At 30.5% G+C, this 16,345-nt stretch carries 20 protein-coding genes and 1 pseudogene; 19 read left to right on the forward strand and 2 right to left on the reverse strand.

Annotated elements, in window-relative coordinates:
- The first annotated feature begins 617 nt into the window (after positions 1-617).
- Positions 618-1,184, forward strand: coding sequence for a hypothetical protein (locus tag CJ739_RS19150; protein ID WP_162880271.1), 567 nt, complete (start codon positions 618-620; stop codon positions 1,182-1,184).
- Between the two features lie 49 nt (positions 1,185-1,233).
- A complete protein-coding gene (locus CJ739_RS19155; protein WP_117178259.1) occupies positions 1,234-2,043 on the forward strand; it encodes a hypothetical protein in 810 nt (269 codons plus the stop codon).
- 41 nt (positions 2,044-2,084) lie between these two features.
- On the opposite strand, the gene CJ739_RS19160 is transcribed toward CJ739_RS19155, so the two are convergent.
- Positions 2,085-2,354 carry a transposase gene (locus CJ739_RS19160; RefSeq protein ID WP_236951561.1) on the reverse strand — a complete coding sequence of 90 codons (270 nt, stop codon included), beginning with the start codon at positions 2,352-2,354 and terminating at the stop codon, positions 2,085-2,087.
- Between the two features lie 163 nt (positions 2,355-2,517).
- Here CJ739_RS19160 and CJ739_RS19165 point away from each other — a divergent pair, with 163 nt between their 5' ends.
- The 7 genes from CJ739_RS19165 (at position 2,518) to CJ739_RS19195 (ending at position 6,472) form a co-directional block, all read left to right on the forward strand.
- Positions 2,518-2,796, forward strand: a complete 279-nt coding sequence (locus tag CJ739_RS19165) for a barstar family protein (protein WP_117178261.1) — start codon at positions 2,518-2,520, stop codon at positions 2,794-2,796.
- The gene (locus CJ739_RS19170; RefSeq protein WP_117178264.1) at positions 2,797-3,168 is read left to right on the forward strand and encodes a hypothetical protein; all 372 of its coding nucleotides are present in this window, start codon (positions 2,797-2,799) and stop codon (positions 3,166-3,168) included.
- Positions 3,169-3,177: 9 nt separating this feature from the next.
- Positions 3,178-3,468, forward strand: a complete 291-nt coding sequence (locus tag CJ739_RS19175) for a hypothetical protein (protein ID WP_117178266.1) — start codon at positions 3,178-3,180, stop codon at positions 3,466-3,468.
- A gap of 279 nt (positions 3,469-3,747) precedes the next feature.
- A complete protein-coding gene (locus tag CJ739_RS19180) occupies positions 3,748-4,221 on the forward strand; it encodes a hypothetical protein (RefSeq protein ID WP_117178268.1) in 474 nt (157 codons plus the stop codon).
- Between the two features lie 260 nt (positions 4,222-4,481).
- Complete coding sequence (locus CJ739_RS19185; protein ID WP_117178270.1) at positions 4,482-4,997, forward strand: hypothetical protein; 516 nt, start codon at positions 4,482-4,484, stop codon at positions 4,995-4,997.
- Between the two features lie 134 nt (positions 4,998-5,131).
- The gene (locus CJ739_RS19190; RefSeq protein WP_117178272.1) at positions 5,132-5,563 is read left to right on the forward strand and encodes a hypothetical protein; all 432 of its coding nucleotides are present in this window, start codon (positions 5,132-5,134) and stop codon (positions 5,561-5,563) included.
- Positions 5,564-5,935: 372 nt separating this feature from the next.
- The gene (locus tag CJ739_RS19195) at positions 5,936-6,472 is read left to right on the forward strand and encodes a hypothetical protein (protein WP_117178274.1); all 537 of its coding nucleotides are present in this window, start codon (positions 5,936-5,938) and stop codon (positions 6,470-6,472) included.
- 191 nt (positions 6,473-6,663) lie between these two features.
- Here the strand turns inward: CJ739_RS19195 and CJ739_RS20795 are convergent.
- A pseudogene (locus CJ739_RS20795) lies at positions 6,664-6,838 on the reverse strand (transposase); the annotation flags it as partial.
- 242 nt (positions 6,839-7,080) lie between these two features.
- Between CJ739_RS20795 and CJ739_RS19205 the strand changes: the two are divergent.
- The 10 genes from CJ739_RS19205 (at position 7,081) to CJ739_RS19270 (ending at position 16,311) form a co-directional block, all read left to right on the forward strand.
- Positions 7,081-7,626 (forward strand): hypothetical protein, encoded by a 546-nt coding sequence (locus tag CJ739_RS19205; protein WP_117178276.1) that lies wholly within the window; start codon positions 7,081-7,083, stop codon positions 7,624-7,626.
- Between the two features lie 853 nt (positions 7,627-8,479).
- Entirely contained in the window at positions 8,480-8,986 is a 507-nt protein-coding gene (locus CJ739_RS19220; protein WP_117178282.1) for a hypothetical protein, read from the forward strand.
- A gap of 106 nt (positions 8,987-9,092) precedes the next feature.
- A complete protein-coding gene (locus tag CJ739_RS19225; RefSeq protein WP_117178283.1) occupies positions 9,093-9,509 on the forward strand; it encodes a WapI family immunity protein in 417 nt (138 codons plus the stop codon).
- Positions 9,510-9,792: 283 nt separating this feature from the next.
- The gene (locus CJ739_RS19230) at positions 9,793-10,275 is read left to right on the forward strand and encodes a hypothetical protein (RefSeq protein ID WP_117178285.1); all 483 of its coding nucleotides are present in this window, start codon (positions 9,793-9,795) and stop codon (positions 10,273-10,275) included.
- Between the two features lie 439 nt (positions 10,276-10,714).
- Positions 10,715-11,710 (forward strand): hypothetical protein, encoded by a 996-nt coding sequence (locus tag CJ739_RS19235; RefSeq protein ID WP_117178287.1) that lies wholly within the window; start codon positions 10,715-10,717, stop codon positions 11,708-11,710.
- Positions 11,711-12,005: 295 nt separating this feature from the next.
- On the forward strand, positions 12,006-12,401 hold the full coding sequence (locus tag CJ739_RS19240) for a hypothetical protein (RefSeq protein ID WP_117178289.1): 396 nt from the start codon (positions 12,006-12,008) through the stop codon (positions 12,399-12,401).
- Between the two features lie 172 nt (positions 12,402-12,573).
- The gene (locus CJ739_RS19250; RefSeq protein WP_117178293.1) at positions 12,574-13,278 is read left to right on the forward strand and encodes a suppressor of fused domain protein; all 705 of its coding nucleotides are present in this window, start codon (positions 12,574-12,576) and stop codon (positions 13,276-13,278) included.
- Positions 13,279-13,574: 296 nt separating this feature from the next.
- On the forward strand, positions 13,575-14,582 hold the full coding sequence (locus tag CJ739_RS19260) for a hypothetical protein (RefSeq protein WP_162880272.1): 1,008 nt from the start codon (positions 13,575-13,577) through the stop codon (positions 14,580-14,582).
- Between the two features lie 296 nt (positions 14,583-14,878).
- Positions 14,879-15,352, forward strand: a complete 474-nt coding sequence (locus CJ739_RS19265; protein ID WP_117178268.1) for a hypothetical protein — start codon at positions 14,879-14,881, stop codon at positions 15,350-15,352.
- 275 nt (positions 15,353-15,627) lie between these two features.
- Positions 15,628-16,311, forward strand: a complete 684-nt coding sequence (locus tag CJ739_RS19270; RefSeq protein ID WP_117178299.1) for a hypothetical protein — start codon at positions 15,628-15,630, stop codon at positions 16,309-16,311.
- Positions 16,312-16,345 lie beyond the last annotated feature (34 nt).

Genomic DNA, 16,345 nt, shown 5'->3' on the forward strand with positions numbered 1-16,345 from the left:
GACTAGCTCTTTAAAGTCTGTGACTACGTCGCAATATTAAAGAAAAAGTAAGCATATATAAGAAACTACATTTTACAATAAGGTGTGTGTTTTTATTTAATAGCTTATTAAAAAGTAATATATTGCATGTATAAAGAATATAACTACAATTGAATTGCTGCTTGTTGTGGTTATACGAGTGTTGTGCAACATTTCGGAATGACAGAAACCGAAAAAAATACGAGAAAATTTTATTCAAATATCACAGCAATGTTCTGGACGAATTGACTATGAAAACTATGTGGGCAGATTTTTTCAACGGTATTGTTTCTGTTTATATAAAAAGACCAAGAATAGAATTGAATAAAGATTTTCAATATGCAACTATAGTGGAGAATACTACTATAGCTATAAAACAAAAAAGGAACCCTCATCCATTGGAACACCAAATCACTTTAACAAACTACATAACGCTTTTGGCTTAATCAACACAATCTTGTTGTAACCACCAGAAATAAAGTCAAATAGAATTGGATAATTTATTTCTACAAATAGCTTAAATTATATTAATTGTATTTGCTAATCATTTTAATAAAAAATTCAGTATTATTGCTGTATAACTTAGTCAAAAGAATGATATGAAAAAAACATTTTTATTATTAATAATTTGCACATCCTTGAGTGTTTATTGTCAAAAAAATGATACAATTTATAAAACTGACGGTACTAAAATCATTGCAGATATTGGATACTTCTCCCTTAAGAAAAATAATTTTATATATTCAAAAGGGACTTTTAAAAAAGCATCTGAAATTCCTGGAAATGAGGTTTCAAAAGTTGTTATATTAAATCATAAATCTGACAAAACATTTGTTACTACTCATAAACCCCTTAATAAAAATAAAAAGAAAAAGAATTTGGAGTTTACCGAAATCATATTAGAAGGTTATTGTGAATTATATAAAGAAGTTACAGTATGGGATCTGAAGACATCTACAGTAGACTATTTTTTAAAAAGGCCGCAAGAATTTGCTGGCACCAGAATTAAAGCAGATTTACTTTTACATAAGAAAAGGAATGAAATTCTAATTGAATATTTTTCAGATTGTCCAAAAGTCATAAGTTTTATAAAATCTTTAGGTAAAATTGGTTACCAAGACTTAATTCAAATTGTTGAAAAATATAATGCTGAATGCTCTAAATAAAAATGCCCTTTTATTTAATTAAGCATTTAAGTTAGTTAAAAAAAACAGAATGAATAAACTACTTGCTTTTCTAGCCATTGTATGTATAATGACTTCTTGCAGTGAAAAAGAAACGGAAACTGAAACAGGAAAAGGAATTTATGAAGCTCCGTATGTAACGTCATATACCACTTATATTTCTGAAAACTCGGTAAGACTAAATGGTTTTATTGATCTTTCTAATAGAGCTTTTCTAAGTGCCGATACTTATAAAGTGGGCTTTATATTTAGAGCTGGAGATGAAAATGATTCAAGTAATGATCAAGTAATCGAACTTGAAGGCAAGGTAGATTACTATACAGGAACATATGTTTTTAGTCATGATATTGACTCTTTAGAACCAAATACCACCTATTATTATACCGCCTATACAATAAATGGTTCTGACGGAAAGGATAATTGGATTTCATTCACTACTTCTGCTATTCCCTGTGCTTTTGAAAAAGATAATTATTATAGTTTTGCTGGAACATGGAAAAGTGCAAATGTAGAAATTACCGATCCAAATTGCTGTTCAGATGGAAACGTTGGATTTAGATTCGGGACGTGGCCAGATATTTTTGAAATCAGGTTTAATGAATTGAACAATGGATATCCAAAAACAGGACAATATTTTGGTGTAAATTATGAGTTCGACATTTCTAACATACAAAGAGAGCTTGTAAAATCTAGTAATCAAGCATTGATGGAATATTATTCTACTCCTGAAACTGAATTATTTGTTAACAATGATGGTGAAAGATTAACATTGATTTTTTGTAATACAATTTTAAGAGATGGAAACACTTTAAACGGAAAGGTTTCTGTTAAAATTCCCTAAAAAACAAGTTCAGAGAAAAATGGTTTATAAACAATAGGAACCTAACAAAGCACTGCTCTTTGGTTGTTTTTGGTAAACTTCAAATACTTTTTAACGTTATAAGCAACAGCGGACATATGCATCACCTTGTTTGCCTGTGCTATGCCTATGATATTTACTTTTCGAAGTCCCAGAAACTGAGTGAGTGTTCCAAGTACGGGTTCTACGGTGCTTTGGCGCTTGCCTTTCGTAGCGTCCTCTAGCGTTTTGTTCGAGTTTTGTTCAGCTACGGTTCGGGGGTCTATTTTTTGGATGGGGGTTTGTCTGAACAAAGGGCGAACGAAACTAAACTAAGACTGCTGTCATACCTACTTTACATTTTAAAATATTTTTTGTAAGTGGATTTTTATTATATTCGTAAACCTATAAACGATATAACTACAATGATGTTGCTGTTTGTTGGGGTTATATGAGTGTTGTGCTTAATTTACCAAAATGCGAATAATCGAGATAAACGGAAATAAATTTTCAAATATGAAAGGATTTTATCGAGAGGTAGAATCAAAAATGACTTTCGGACTGAATTGGAAAATTGGACGGAATTTAAACGCATTTAATGATGTTTTGTATGGCGGATTTGGAGTTCACGATGTTGACGAGGAATATATCTTAAAATGGCATCGCAGTGAAAAAAGCAAATCGGAATTAAAATATTATGACCGAATAATTGAAATAATAAAAGAACACGAAAATATTGTATTACAGTTGACTTAAATGCTTTTCTGGAAAACTGAAAATAAAATTGAACCTAAAAAGGACTTTTACTCTAAAATTAAAGAGTATTACGCTAGACTTTCTGACAATCAGGTTCCGATTGAATTACTAAGTGAAATAATTTCGAAAGTAACAGACCAAATTTATAGTGATTACAAAAGGTTTTGGAAACAATACCCAAAATCAAGAAAAAGATATTCGACATTGAAAATGGATGATATTGAACATCCTTCTGTGTATTTTATGATTACTGATTTTCTGAACGAAAAGGGAATTTCGAAATCAAGGGAATATTCAAAGATTCTGTTCAAAATGAATGATGAGGAATTTGACAAGCACTTAGCCTATAAAAATTGGTACGAAACGAAATAAAAACTAAAAATGACAACATCATCAAAAATATCTGAAGACCGAATACTTGAAATTTATATTGAAGCTAAAAGACGAATGGATTTATGGCTATCTCATTCAACATTTGATGAAATGACAGCTATGGGAAGTAAATTGAGGTTTGACATGGCATTAGGATTACATGGTGGTTATCCTTTTGAAAAGCCAAAATGGATGAATAATAAAGCATTCAATGATTTTATTACAGAATCCGAATTCGACACATCAGAATATCAGGAAATTATCAATCAACTTTTTGAACAAGCCGAAGAAAAAAACTAAGCACGATAACTAGCGTTCGTGTGGTCGGCACGACCCAACATGAACGCCCTGTTGACTGAGCCGGTTCTTAGCCCGTTAGACCAGCTCTTTGATGTCTGTGACTTCGTAGCAATATTAAAGAAAAAGTAAGCATATGTAAGAATATTTTAGACTAGGTTTTTTTATTTAATAGCTTATTAAAAAGTAATATATTGCATGTATAAAGAATATAACTACAATTGAATTGCTGTTTGTTGTGGTTGTATGGGTGTTGTACCTCATTTAAAAAACCTGAACTAATTGAAGATATTTCCAGAAACAAAGTATTTAATTGACTTAAAGAATGAGAGTTCGAAAACTCTTTCTGACTTACAAAATGAAACTTTGTCGGACGAACAATTTATTGTGGAATGGAATAAAATATTTATCGGAAAGATAAATCAAAATAGTTTTGAAATAAAATTAGCAAAAAAAATATTTGGGTCATTTTGTATCATTAAAGGAAAATTAGATAACAAAAATGGAATATTGGAAATTCAAATAAGTAAAATATACAAACTGCTTTTAGGGGCTTTAATTTTGTTTGTCATTTCAGGATTAATTATTTCATTAATTCGGAGCGAATTAGAAAATGCATTAAGAATTATTCTATTCATTTTAACTTTAAGGTTTGTATTTATTGAGTTTTTGTTTAGACTGAATTCAAAAAATAGCATGAATAAATTGACAAAGGTCATCGGAATAATTAAACAAGAAAAAAACAAGGCACAATAACTAGCGTTCGCATGGTCGGTACGCCCCAACATGAACGCCCTTTGACTGAACCGGTTCTTAGCCCGTTAGACCAGCTCTTTAAAGTCTATGACTTCGTAGCAATATTAAAGCTAAAGTAAGCATATCTAAGAAACTACATTTTACAATAAGGCGTGTTTTTTTTATTTAATAGCTTATTAAAAAGTAATATATTGCATACATAAACCATCTAACTACAATTGAATTGTGCTTGTTGTGGTTATATAATTGTTACCCAACATTTGAAAACAAAGAACTTTTATTATATAGCAATCATCGGAATTGGACTTGTAATAGCTCTAATCGGCTTTTTAATATCACAATTTAACGATAATCCAGATACTGAATTTTGGACTCAACTCGGACTTGGAATTAGTGAATTTATCGGATTTCTAATGCTACTATTCAATGGAACATTTATAAAGACCAGATATTTCAAAATAGCTAAACTTTTTATTGCAATAATTTTAATTGCAGCATTGCTTAGAATATTACATTGGGAATACAACAGACTGATTATGACTGTTGGTTTTATTGGAATTGTGATAACTTATACTTTAAGTTTTCTAAATAAACCAATAAAAAAACGACTTGATTTTTTAAAGCTTTTTTGGGTGTTTGCTGCTTACACGAATGGTCTTCTGACTTATTTACACATTATCAGCGATGAATATCAAATAATATCAAGTGCCATAATGTGGTTAGCGATTATTGACTATATGAAAAATGAAAGAGAAAAAGGAAGATTATTTAATTAAAAAACGTGTGGCACCGTATTGCTAGTTTTAGCTAACACAAAGTTGGTTGCATATTTGCTGGCTTCCGATTTTTATTTGTAAAGTCATTTCTATTAAACACATAACTTTCCATACACGCAAAAAGTTGTAATAATATGAAAAAAAATGTCCTAATTATTTTATCATCAACTCTTATTTCTTGTAGCCCTTTTGATGAAAATAGGGTTTTGGAGTATAAAGATGACCTGAACAATTTAGTGTCAAAAATAGAGAAATATGACAATGGAACTTATGACAGAGATGAAATTGATGAATTCATAATTGGAGATATTCGTGACTTGGACATTGATTTAGTTGTAAAAAATAGCGGGAAGAAAAATCCGAATTATTCTGGATTCATCGAAGAAAATGACAGTCTGATTATTTTTATTAATAGGTCAAGTAGCATAATTGATGTGGAGAGACGGATAATTTATGATTTCAATAAAAATCCTCGGAATTTTGGAAATGACAGTATTATTGGAGCATCATACAGGATTATACAAGTGGATAAAAGATGGTATTACTCAGAAATGGGTTTTGATTAAAAATACTAAGCACTATACCATTAGTTTTCATGCCATGATTTAGAAAAGTCCACCGCACATTTAAGCACCTTTAGTTTTTACCAATGCACAAACCGCCCCTAAAACCCAAAAGCGCACAATCTCCCCAATCCTTCCAAACCGTTACAATTTTGAGTTTCTACTTGTTGGATACATGGCTTGATGCTCTTTAAACTGCCAGCTCTTTTCAATATTAGAAAAAGTAAGCATATATAAGAAACTACATTTTACAATAAGGTGTTTTTTTTTATTTAATAGCTTATTAAAAAGTAATATATTGCGTATATAAAGAATATAACTACAATTGAATTGCTGTTTGTTGTGGTTATACAATTGTTGTAGTACATTTGAGAAATGAAGAATAAATTAACATATTTCCTGCTTTTGATTTTGACTTTTAGTTGTAATAAAAATGACTTTTCTGATACCGAAATGTATTTTACGACTGACAAAGAAACCTACAAAACGGATGATAATTTTGAAATAACTGCTTTGATTTATCCTAAAAGCGGAGAAAAGAAAATCCGAATTTTTAAAAATCTAAATAATCTGAAAATCTCATTTCATTCAAATGTAGAAGACCAAGGGTTTTCTCAAGAATTAAAAAAACATTTCATTGAGGGACCGAGTTTAACTCAAGACGAAAGCGAGTATTTGGATGAATTTACCATTTCAAAGACTCAACCATTTAAAAAAACTTTTAAGGGAATGATTTCAGAAAACAAAGAAAAAATAATTTTTGAAATACCTGAATTAAATATAGCAGATAGTGTAGAGAAATCGGAACTTCTCGTAAATCACAAAATAACTATAAAAGGAAATTGTCATACTGTCTACAGCGGAATAGAAGAAAATTTCACTCCAAAAGACATTGAAATATTAATAAAATAAAAACGTGCTACAATGGTAACCCTTGCACAAGTCCATAAATTCATAAAAAACGAATTCATTTAAGTCCTTTTCAAGGGCTTTTTGATTTTTTCGCAAAGCAGTTTAGTTAAATTCTGGTAGGCTTAAATTGAAGTTTATTACGTTTTGAAGTCCATTTATTTTCTTAAATAAAAAAGCAAGTTCTCTAGCACTGCTTTTTGGTAGTTTTTTGGTAAACTTCAAATACTTTTTAACGTTATAAGCAACAGCGGACATGTGCATCACCTTGTTTGCCTGCGCTATGCCTATGGTATTTACTTTTCGAAGTCCCAGAAACTGAGTGAGTGTTCCAAATACGGGTGCTACGGTGCTTTGGCACTTGCCTTTCGTAGCGTCCTCTAGCGTTTTGTTCGAGTTTTGTTCAGCTACGGTTCGGGGTCTATTTTTTGGATGGGGGTTTGTCCGAACAAAGGGTGAACGAAACTAAACTAAGACTGCTGTCATACCTACTTTACATTCTTAAAATGTTCTTTGTAGGTGGATTTTTATTATATTCGTAAACCTATAAACGATATAACTATAATGGGGATGGTGTTTGTTGTGGTTATACAATTGTTGGCACACATTAGATGAAAATAGGAACTATAAAAATATTTATTCTGATTTTAATATTCATTGGTTGTAAAAATAAGACAACTGAATCTGAACAATTGAATAGCTCTGAATTAGAAAAAGAAATCGGATCTGAAACCAAAACTCAAGTTGATTCAACGGAAATGAACTCAGAATCGACCAAAAAAATGTTTGACTTTCTTTCTGCTAAGTATTCTAAAGTTTATGAATACAAAGGAATGGATTCTAGGCAATTAATCGGAATTACATTTATATCAAAAGACAGTATCGACTATTATTTAAGTTCAGAAACTATGCCTTGTGATACTGAATATTATGGAAAAGCATTTAATAAAAATTACGGGACGGATTCAGAAATTGATGTGGATGACGACGGATATGGATATGATACTGATGAATATTCAAATGACCAGAAAGAATACGTAATTTATATAAGAGTTGCTTTGGACTCTACTAAAGTTAAAATTAAATATATTGATAATTCAACTGGTGGAACAGATTGCGCGCCAATTACAGATGTTATTATGAAAAAAATAAAATAACGTGTGCCAACACCGTAAAAAAAAATTACTAGTTTTAGCTGACACAAAGTTGGCTGCTTGTTTGCCGGCTTCCGATTTTCCTTCGGAAAATCCTCGCACGCAAACACGCAACTTTCCAAGATATACATATAAACGTTGCCAACTATTTGAACAGACCATGGATAATCGACTTATAAAATGACAAAAAAAAATATTAGAATTTTGGCAATCCTTTATTTGTTAATTAATTCCATAAGTTTTTTATTAAGTTTCAATGGAGTAATTGGACAATATGGAAGTTTTAATATTTTATTCAGTTTATTATTCGCCAATATTGTTCGAAACAATTATTTATTCAGTTCATTAATATATTTAGCAGTAACGACATTAATAACTTATGGATTAGCGGAATCTGCTAGAAGAAAAATTGAAATAGTCATATTAGTAGTTTTGTTGCTTGGAATTTCAATTCCATATTTAGATTTGAACGGTTTGTAATTAAGTTCTAAAAGAATTGAAATAAAAAAATATGACCCGAATTATAATTAAATTGTTTGATCCATATTTCGGAAAATAAAAAACAGTTAGCAATAACTAGCGTTCGCATGGTCGGTACGCCCCAACATGAACGCCCTTTGACTGAACCGGTTCTTAGCCCGTTAGACCAGCTCTTTAAAGTCTATGACTTCGTAGCAATATTAAAGCTAAAGTAAGCATATCTAAGAAACTACATTTTACAACAAGGCGTGTTTTTTTTATTTAATAGCTTATTAAAAAGTAATATATTGCATACATAAACGATATAACTACGATGGTGTTATTGTTTGTTGTGGTTATACAATTGTTAGGTGCAATTTGAAAAAAAAACTCAACATTGAAAATTAAGATAACAATTATATTTTTAGTTTGTTTAATAAGTGTCGGATTTGGACAAAACCGAAAGGAAAGGGACTATGACCATTATAAATCTCTGAATCTGAATTTGGGATATAATTATAGCTTCGGCGACCCGAATGACAAAAATTTTCACCTACTTGATATCGGAATAAACAAAGCAATGTATGGTGGGAGACACGGTGGTGGGTATCAATATGGAATTGGAACTGAAATTGGACTGAATACAGAAAAATTCACAATTGGTCCTAAAATAAGCGGAGCTATAAATTTGATGGGAATTGTTATTGGAACAGAATTGGTAACTTATACAGACTTTGATAATTGGACTTTAAGATTAGTTCCTTTCATTGGAATTGGCGGAGAAAAAGGTAAATTGACGATAAATCCGCACTTGATTTTGACAAATAAAAATTTTCAGCCAATCGATAAAGGACTTTTGAGTTTGACCTTAAACTTGGGTTTGAATAGAAAAAAAATGGAATAAAAACTGCACCTAATAACTAGAATACCATATAAAATTAACTGTTAGTGCAAGCCTACTTACAAAAATCCTCGCAACTAATCTTATACACATTAGCATACATTTGAACATGACGATACAAAATGAAATAGGAAATCGAAAAATAGAACTGAATATATCTGATTTTGAAACTGTAAATTATCCGAGTTATCGTTTGAAAATAAATCTATCAACTGAGGAATTAAATGCTGAATTTAATCGGCCGATTTGGATTTCGTTAACGGATTTGGAATCTTTCATTCAAAAGCTAACTGAATTAGACAAAACCAGAACTGGAGACATTAAAATGGAAAGTATGAGTCCAGACGAATTTTATTTAAGATTTCGGAATATTGACAATCTCGGACATTTATCTGTGGAGCTGAAAATTCAAAAAGAAAGTCCTTACCAAAAAGATTCAGATCTTGTAAAAATGGAATTTGAATTTGACCCAACTAATTTTCCAAAAATAATAAATGAACTAACTGAATTAAAAAACGTATGCTAATAACTAGCGTTCGTGTGGTCGGTACGACCCAACATGAACGCCCTGTTGACTGAACTGGATCTTATCCTGTTAGACCAGCTCTTTAAAAACTGTGACTTAGTAGCAATATTAAAGAAAAAGTAAGCATCTATAAGAAACTACATTTTGCAATAAGGCGTGTTTTTTTTTTATTTAATAGCTTATTAAAAAGTAATATATTGCATGTATAAAGAATATAACTACAATTGAATTGCTGTTTGTTGTGGTTATACAATTGTTACCCAATATTTAAACCAAGCAAGTCATGAAGTTAGTATATTATTTTGTAGGAGTGTTATTTCTCATATTTCAATCAAACCCGCAGCACGAATATGAGAAATATCAAAAGATTGAAATAAATGAAGTTTTTTCTGAACTTGTAACTAGAAAAGAAAATGATAGAGTTTATTCTGGTCAAATAAATACACAACATGGACTGATTGCTTTTGAAAAACAATATGGACTTCAGTTTGATATTTCTGATATTGACTTTGAAAAACAGATGTTAATTTTTGGAATAACAGATAATATAAGTTCAAGAGCATTTCAATTCTTAACACAAAAGAAATCGGTAAAATTCACGCTAGATTACATTGATACAGGTATTGTGTATAAATTAAAAAGACCAAAGAAAGGAAGGAAACATTCATACATCCAAATATTTAAGATTGACAGAATCGAAGAATTCATTCCCCATATAAGAGTAAAAAATTATGAGAACGATAGACTATCTTTGGTGTACGAGTAAAAAACATTGGGTAACACCGGTAACCGTTGCACAAGTCCATAAATTCATAAAAAACGAATTCATTTAAGCCCTTTTCAAGGGCTTTTTGATTTTTTAGCAAAGCAGTTTAGTTAAATTCTGGCAGGCTTAAATTGAAGCTTGTTACGTTTTGAGGTCCATTTATTTTCTTAAATAAAAAAGCAAGTGTCCTAGCGTTTTGTTCGGGTTTTGTTCAGCTACGGTTCGGGGGTCTATTTTTTGGATGGGGATTTGCCCGAACAAAGGGCGAACGAAACTAAACTAAGACTGCCGTCATACCTACTTTACATTTTTAAAATGTTTTTTGTAGGTCGTTTTTTATTATATTCGTAAACATATTAACGATATAACTACAATGGTGCTGCTGTTTGTTGTGGTTATATGAGTGTTCTACACCATTTGAAAAAAACTTTGTAACTAAATGAAAAACATACTTCTGATTTTATTAATTTCTATCCTAATTGCATCTTGCGGAAAAAACCGAAATAAAAAAACATTGGCAATTAATAGAACAGAAATATCTAATAAAAGTTCGGAATTTAAAATAAGTAAAGACACTTTTGACTTTTCAATAAACGGAGACTTAAGAAAAGTAACTTATTTTAATGATAAGTATTACTGTATGTTTGAAACAAATCGAGAAAACACAACAAAGTCTTTAAAGAAAATGGTTGTACTTGACAAAAATGGGAGTTTTGTTGAGGATGTTTTTATACCTGGAGGAATACAGAATATGATTTACTATGACATTCGAATAGAAAATGATAGTCTATTTCTACAAAGAGCCCAATTTGATGAGGAAAATTTTGTTTTAGGAAAATATGTTGCAGATTTTCAACCGACCGAAACAAGAGCATTTAAAACGTACGAAGACGAACAATTTAATGTGTATTCAACTTGTCGAGGAGAATGGGGAGGAACAATATTCTTCCAAGATAAAAAAACCAATGAATTATTTGAGGGTTCATCTACTTGCCCAATCGTTGTAAACAAAATCGGAGCTGAATATTTTGTCACTAATTATATGGGACATATGATTGGATTTGCAAGTGTCAATAAAATTTCTGACCCAAGAAAGCTTGAAAAATCGGAATGGGATTTTAAAAGACGTTTTGGAAGTGAAAATCAAAAAGGAATTGAAAAAGTATTAGATACAATGGATTTTTACATTCCGACTTCCTTTGTTGCTAAAAGCAAATTAGTGCATATATACAATGATGATGACGGAACTTACATTGCCGAAATTGAAAACGGAAAAATGAAACCAATCTATACTTTTGATTTTAAGTTTTATCCTCAATTCAATCAACAATTACAAAACGGAAAACAAGTACTTACTTTTGAGATTGCAGAAAGCGAAAAGGACGGAATTTTACTAATTGATGGAAATAAGTTGAATTTTAAATTCTTACGCTGAAATAAAAACGGTGTAGAATAACTAGCGTTCGTGTGGTCGATACCCCCCAACATGAACGCCCTGTTGACTGAACCGGCTCTTAGCCCGTTAGACCAGCTCTTTAAAGTCAGTGACTTCGTAGCAATATTAAAGAAAAGTAAGCATATAAAAGAAACTATATTTTAGACTAAGTTTTTTATTTAATAGCTTATTAAAAAGTAATATATTGCATACATGAACCATATAACTACAATGGAGTTGCTGTTTGTTGTGGTTATACAATTGTTGTGTGTCATTTAAAAAACTTCGAAAATAAATGAATATTCTTTACGAAACAGAAAAATTGAAACTTGAATTTGAACACGAATTAGTTCAATTAAAAGAAAAATCTAGCGGGAAAATTTTATTCGAAGAAGAATTTTATGGAAGCCCAAACTGTGGAATTATTGACTCAAATAATAATTGGACAATTATAGGTGGAATTCATCTGATTTTGTGGAAACCAACTCAAAGAAAAAAATATCGAAATGAATCGTTTGAATGGATTCACTCTTTGAGAATAAAAAACGAAAAAATAGTTGAAATTCTTACTGACCCTTGGAGTGAAAATTCATCTATTTGGGAATTAAATATTGAGAACGCTGAATTGAATAAAATAAAGGACTTTGCAGATTATAGAAATAAAGAATATACGGAATTTGTTGAATGGTAAAAAACGAACACACCGTGTATAAAAAATTGCTAGTTTTAGCTAACACAAAGTTGGTTGCTTGTTTGCTGGCTTCCGATTTTCCTTCGGACACGAGCGCAGCGAACTGGCGAAGCAAAATCCTCGCCCTCAAACACGCAACTTTGCACAAACACGTTGGCAATAAGCTAAAAAAATGAACTTAAAAGAAACATTAGACCATTTTCAAAACAAGAAATATTTTGACGAGCACGCCGAATATATTTCTGACCATTTGGATAAATATTATTCCGAAAGTGAAATAAAAGTTTTCCATGAAATTATGACGTTTGATTTTAAAGTACATATTTACTTTATAAATTCTAAAAAACATTCTTTTAATATTTTATTGACTTCCGGAATGAGTTCGCTTGAAATGAATGTTGAGGAAGGCGCAAAGAATAAAGAAGATTTAAGATTTGCCGAGCTAATGTTACTCATACCAAAAGATATTGAATTTCAGCAAGTTTATACTGGTGAAAATATAAATGACTGGATTATTTCTATGCTCAAACAAACAGCTAAATTTCCTCATCAATACGATACTTGGATTGGAATTGGGCATACAATTCAGGCTACAGCGGATTTGCAAACTTATAGCGCTGAAACGGACTTTGTTGGTGGAATAATATTACCTCCTGTAACTTTTGATGAAAAGTTTACACAAATTAAAAAAAATGGGAAAATTATTAATATTTACTCTTTGTTTCCTCTTTATAAAAATGAATTAGAATATAAAATCGGAAATGGATATAATGCCTTTTTAGATTTGTTGATAAAAGCCAATTCTAAAGAAGTACTTGACAATAAAAGAAAAAATATAATTCCGAAAAAATCCTTTTGGAATAAACTAAAAATATAAAAAGCCAGTTACCGATAACCGTTGCACAAGCCCATAATTTTATAAAAACAAGATATAAATGCGCCCTTTTAAGGGCGTTTGTTTTTTATGGAAGTTATTGCAGTCTAAGTTCAAGACGATTATTGCGCAATAAAACATGGTCTATAATGGCTTTTAAACAAAAAGCATAAACCTTTATAAATCCATAGGTAAAAAAGTAATATATTGCATACATAAACGATATAACTGCGATAGAGTTGCTGTTTGTTGTGGTTATACGATTGTTAGCAATAATCTTGAAAAACATCCGTGAATTAATGAACAAACTATTACTATTCCTAATCTTCTTACTACCATTTGTTGGGATAGGTCAAAATCAAAGTGTTGATATAAATTCAAGCTCGCTAAAAGACTATTTTGAAAAAGAAAAGGATTTTGTTGGTGGAAAAATTTCGGACTCTGACTATAAAACAACTAATAAGGATTTAGGGCTAATTTCATACATAAGGTCTGACGGGAGTGTTCCCGATGTTGATTTAATAGTTCGGTATATTTTTTTCAAGAAAGACAGCTTAATTAAAGAAATTAGAAACGAATGGGATGTGGCAAATCACAATAAAAAACTGAACAATAGAAAAAGTAAAGACTTTAGAAATGATTTAGCCAAATTCTATTCAATGTTGGAACAGTCTTTAACAAAAAACTATGGAAAAGGAACGATAACGGGAAATCTTCCAACTATTGTCGACGACAACAATTCATACAATAAACAGGTAAAATGGTCACTTGGAAAAACAGATGTAGAATTGAACATAACGATGTCAAACCAGTATGACACGTCAAAAAAGATTTTTCCATCTCATAAAATATATCTATCATACCAAGCAGTCAATCTAAAAGACAAACCTGATTATGAAAACGCAGAGTTGATTAAACGAAATCGAAAACCGATACCGAATATTGAAAATCCAATCGTTAGCAGTCAAGAACCAACTTTCCCAGATTGTGAAAATAGTGATACCAAAATAAGCTGTATGAACAATAAAGTTAGAGATTTAGTGCTAAAGAGATTGGAAAAAGAAAATATTAGAATTGAAAATGACACTTTGAAAGTTGGTTTTTTAGTACAAATTGACGGCTCAACCAAACCTTGGAAAAGTTCAATTAAATCAATCAACAAGGAATTAGAAAAAATCGGACTTGAAACTATAGAAAATCTACCGATTATGGTTCCGTCGTATTCTGAAAGAATGAAACAAAATGTGTCCTATGGTAATAGCTTTTTTATAATCATAAAAGACAACAAAGTAGTAAACTATGAATGACGAAAAAGACTATTGCCAATAACTAGCGTTCGCATGGTCGGTACGACCCAACATGAACGCCCTGTTGACAGAACCGGTTCTTAGCCCGTTAGACCAGCTCTTTAAAGTCTGTGACTTCGTAGCAATATTAAAGCTAAAGTAAGCATATATAAGAAACTACATTTTGCAATAAGTTTTTTTATTTAATAGCTTATTAAAAAGTAATATATTGCATGTATAAAGAATATAACTACAATTGAATTGCTGTTTGTTGTGGTTGTATGGGTGTTGTACCTCATTTAAAAAACCTGAACTAATTGAAGATATTTCCAGAAACAAAGTATTTAATTGACTTAAAGAATGAGAGTTCGAAAACTCTTTCTGACTTACAAAATGAAACTTTGTCGGACGAACAATTTATTGTGGAATGGAATAAAATATTTATCGGAAAGATAAATCAAAATAGTTTTGAAATAAAATTAGCAAAAAAAATATTTGGGTCATTTTGTATCATTAAAGGAAAATTAGATAACAAAAATGGAATATTGGAAATTCAAATAAGTAAAATATACAAACTGCTTTTAGGGGCTTTAATTTTGTTTGTCATTTCAGGATTAATTATTTCATTAATTCGGAGCGAATTAGAAAATGCATTAAGAATTATTCTATTCATTTTAACTTTAAGGTTTGTATTTATTGAGTTTTTGTTTAGACTGAATTCAAAAAATAGCATGAATAAATTGACAAAGGTCATCGGAATAATTAAACAAGAAAAAAACAAGGCACAATAAATAGCGTTCTTATGGTCGGTACGATCCAACATAAACGTCCTGTTGACAGAACCGGTTATTAGCCCGTTAGACCAGCTCTTTAAAGTCAGTGACTTCGTAGCAATATTAAAGCTAAAGAAAGCATATATAAGAAACTACATTTTGCAACAAGGCGTGTTTTTTTTTATTTAATAGCTTATTAAAAAGTAATATATTGCATGTATAAAGAATATAACTACAATTGAATAGCTGTTTGTTGTGGTTATATGGTTGTTACCACCAATTAGAACAAACCGATGAAACCAAAGGAAAAGAATGAAAAATCAATTGAAAAAGTAATTCAAGATGGATTAGAATCACCAACTATGGATTTGACAGTTAATTATGCTGAATTGGCATTGGATTCTTTTTTAGATAATGAAGCAATTAAAGAAATCCCAATTGTAAAGTCTATTGTTGGTATTGTAAAAGGTGGAATGAAAGTTCGGGAGATTTATTTTGCAAAAAAATTATTGACATTTCTAAAAGAATTTCATTCTGCAAAGCTCAAAGACTCAATAAAAATTGAATTTCAAAAGAAATTTAAAACCGACAAAAAATATCGAAATTCAGTAGTTGAACAAATAATGATACTCAACGAAAGAATATTAGAAATTGAAAAATCGAAAATACTTGCTAACCTTTTTGCTTCTCATCTAAATGACAAATTTGATTGGCAAGGTTTTTTAAATTTATCATATTGCACAGAAAGATTAAATCTAACTGCAATTGATTTTCTAAATGAAATAGCTGAGGAAGAAAAACCTTTTTATAGGGGCTATTCGCAATTTGATGACAATGTAGCATTTTTAATTTCTGCTGGAATAGCACAACAATGGGGATCACATTTACATATTACAGCTCACGGACAATATCTCTATTTCTATGGAATTAAAGGAAAAATAGATTATGAATTTCCTAAACAAGAGGAAAAGAAATAACTGGTGGTAACACCGTATAAATAATGCTTAGTTT

Origin of the sequence: Mariniflexile sp. TRM1-10 (assembly GCF_003425985.1) — a bacterium.
Classification (GTDB): Bacteria; Bacteroidota; Bacteroidia; order Flavobacteriales; family Flavobacteriaceae; genus Mariniflexile.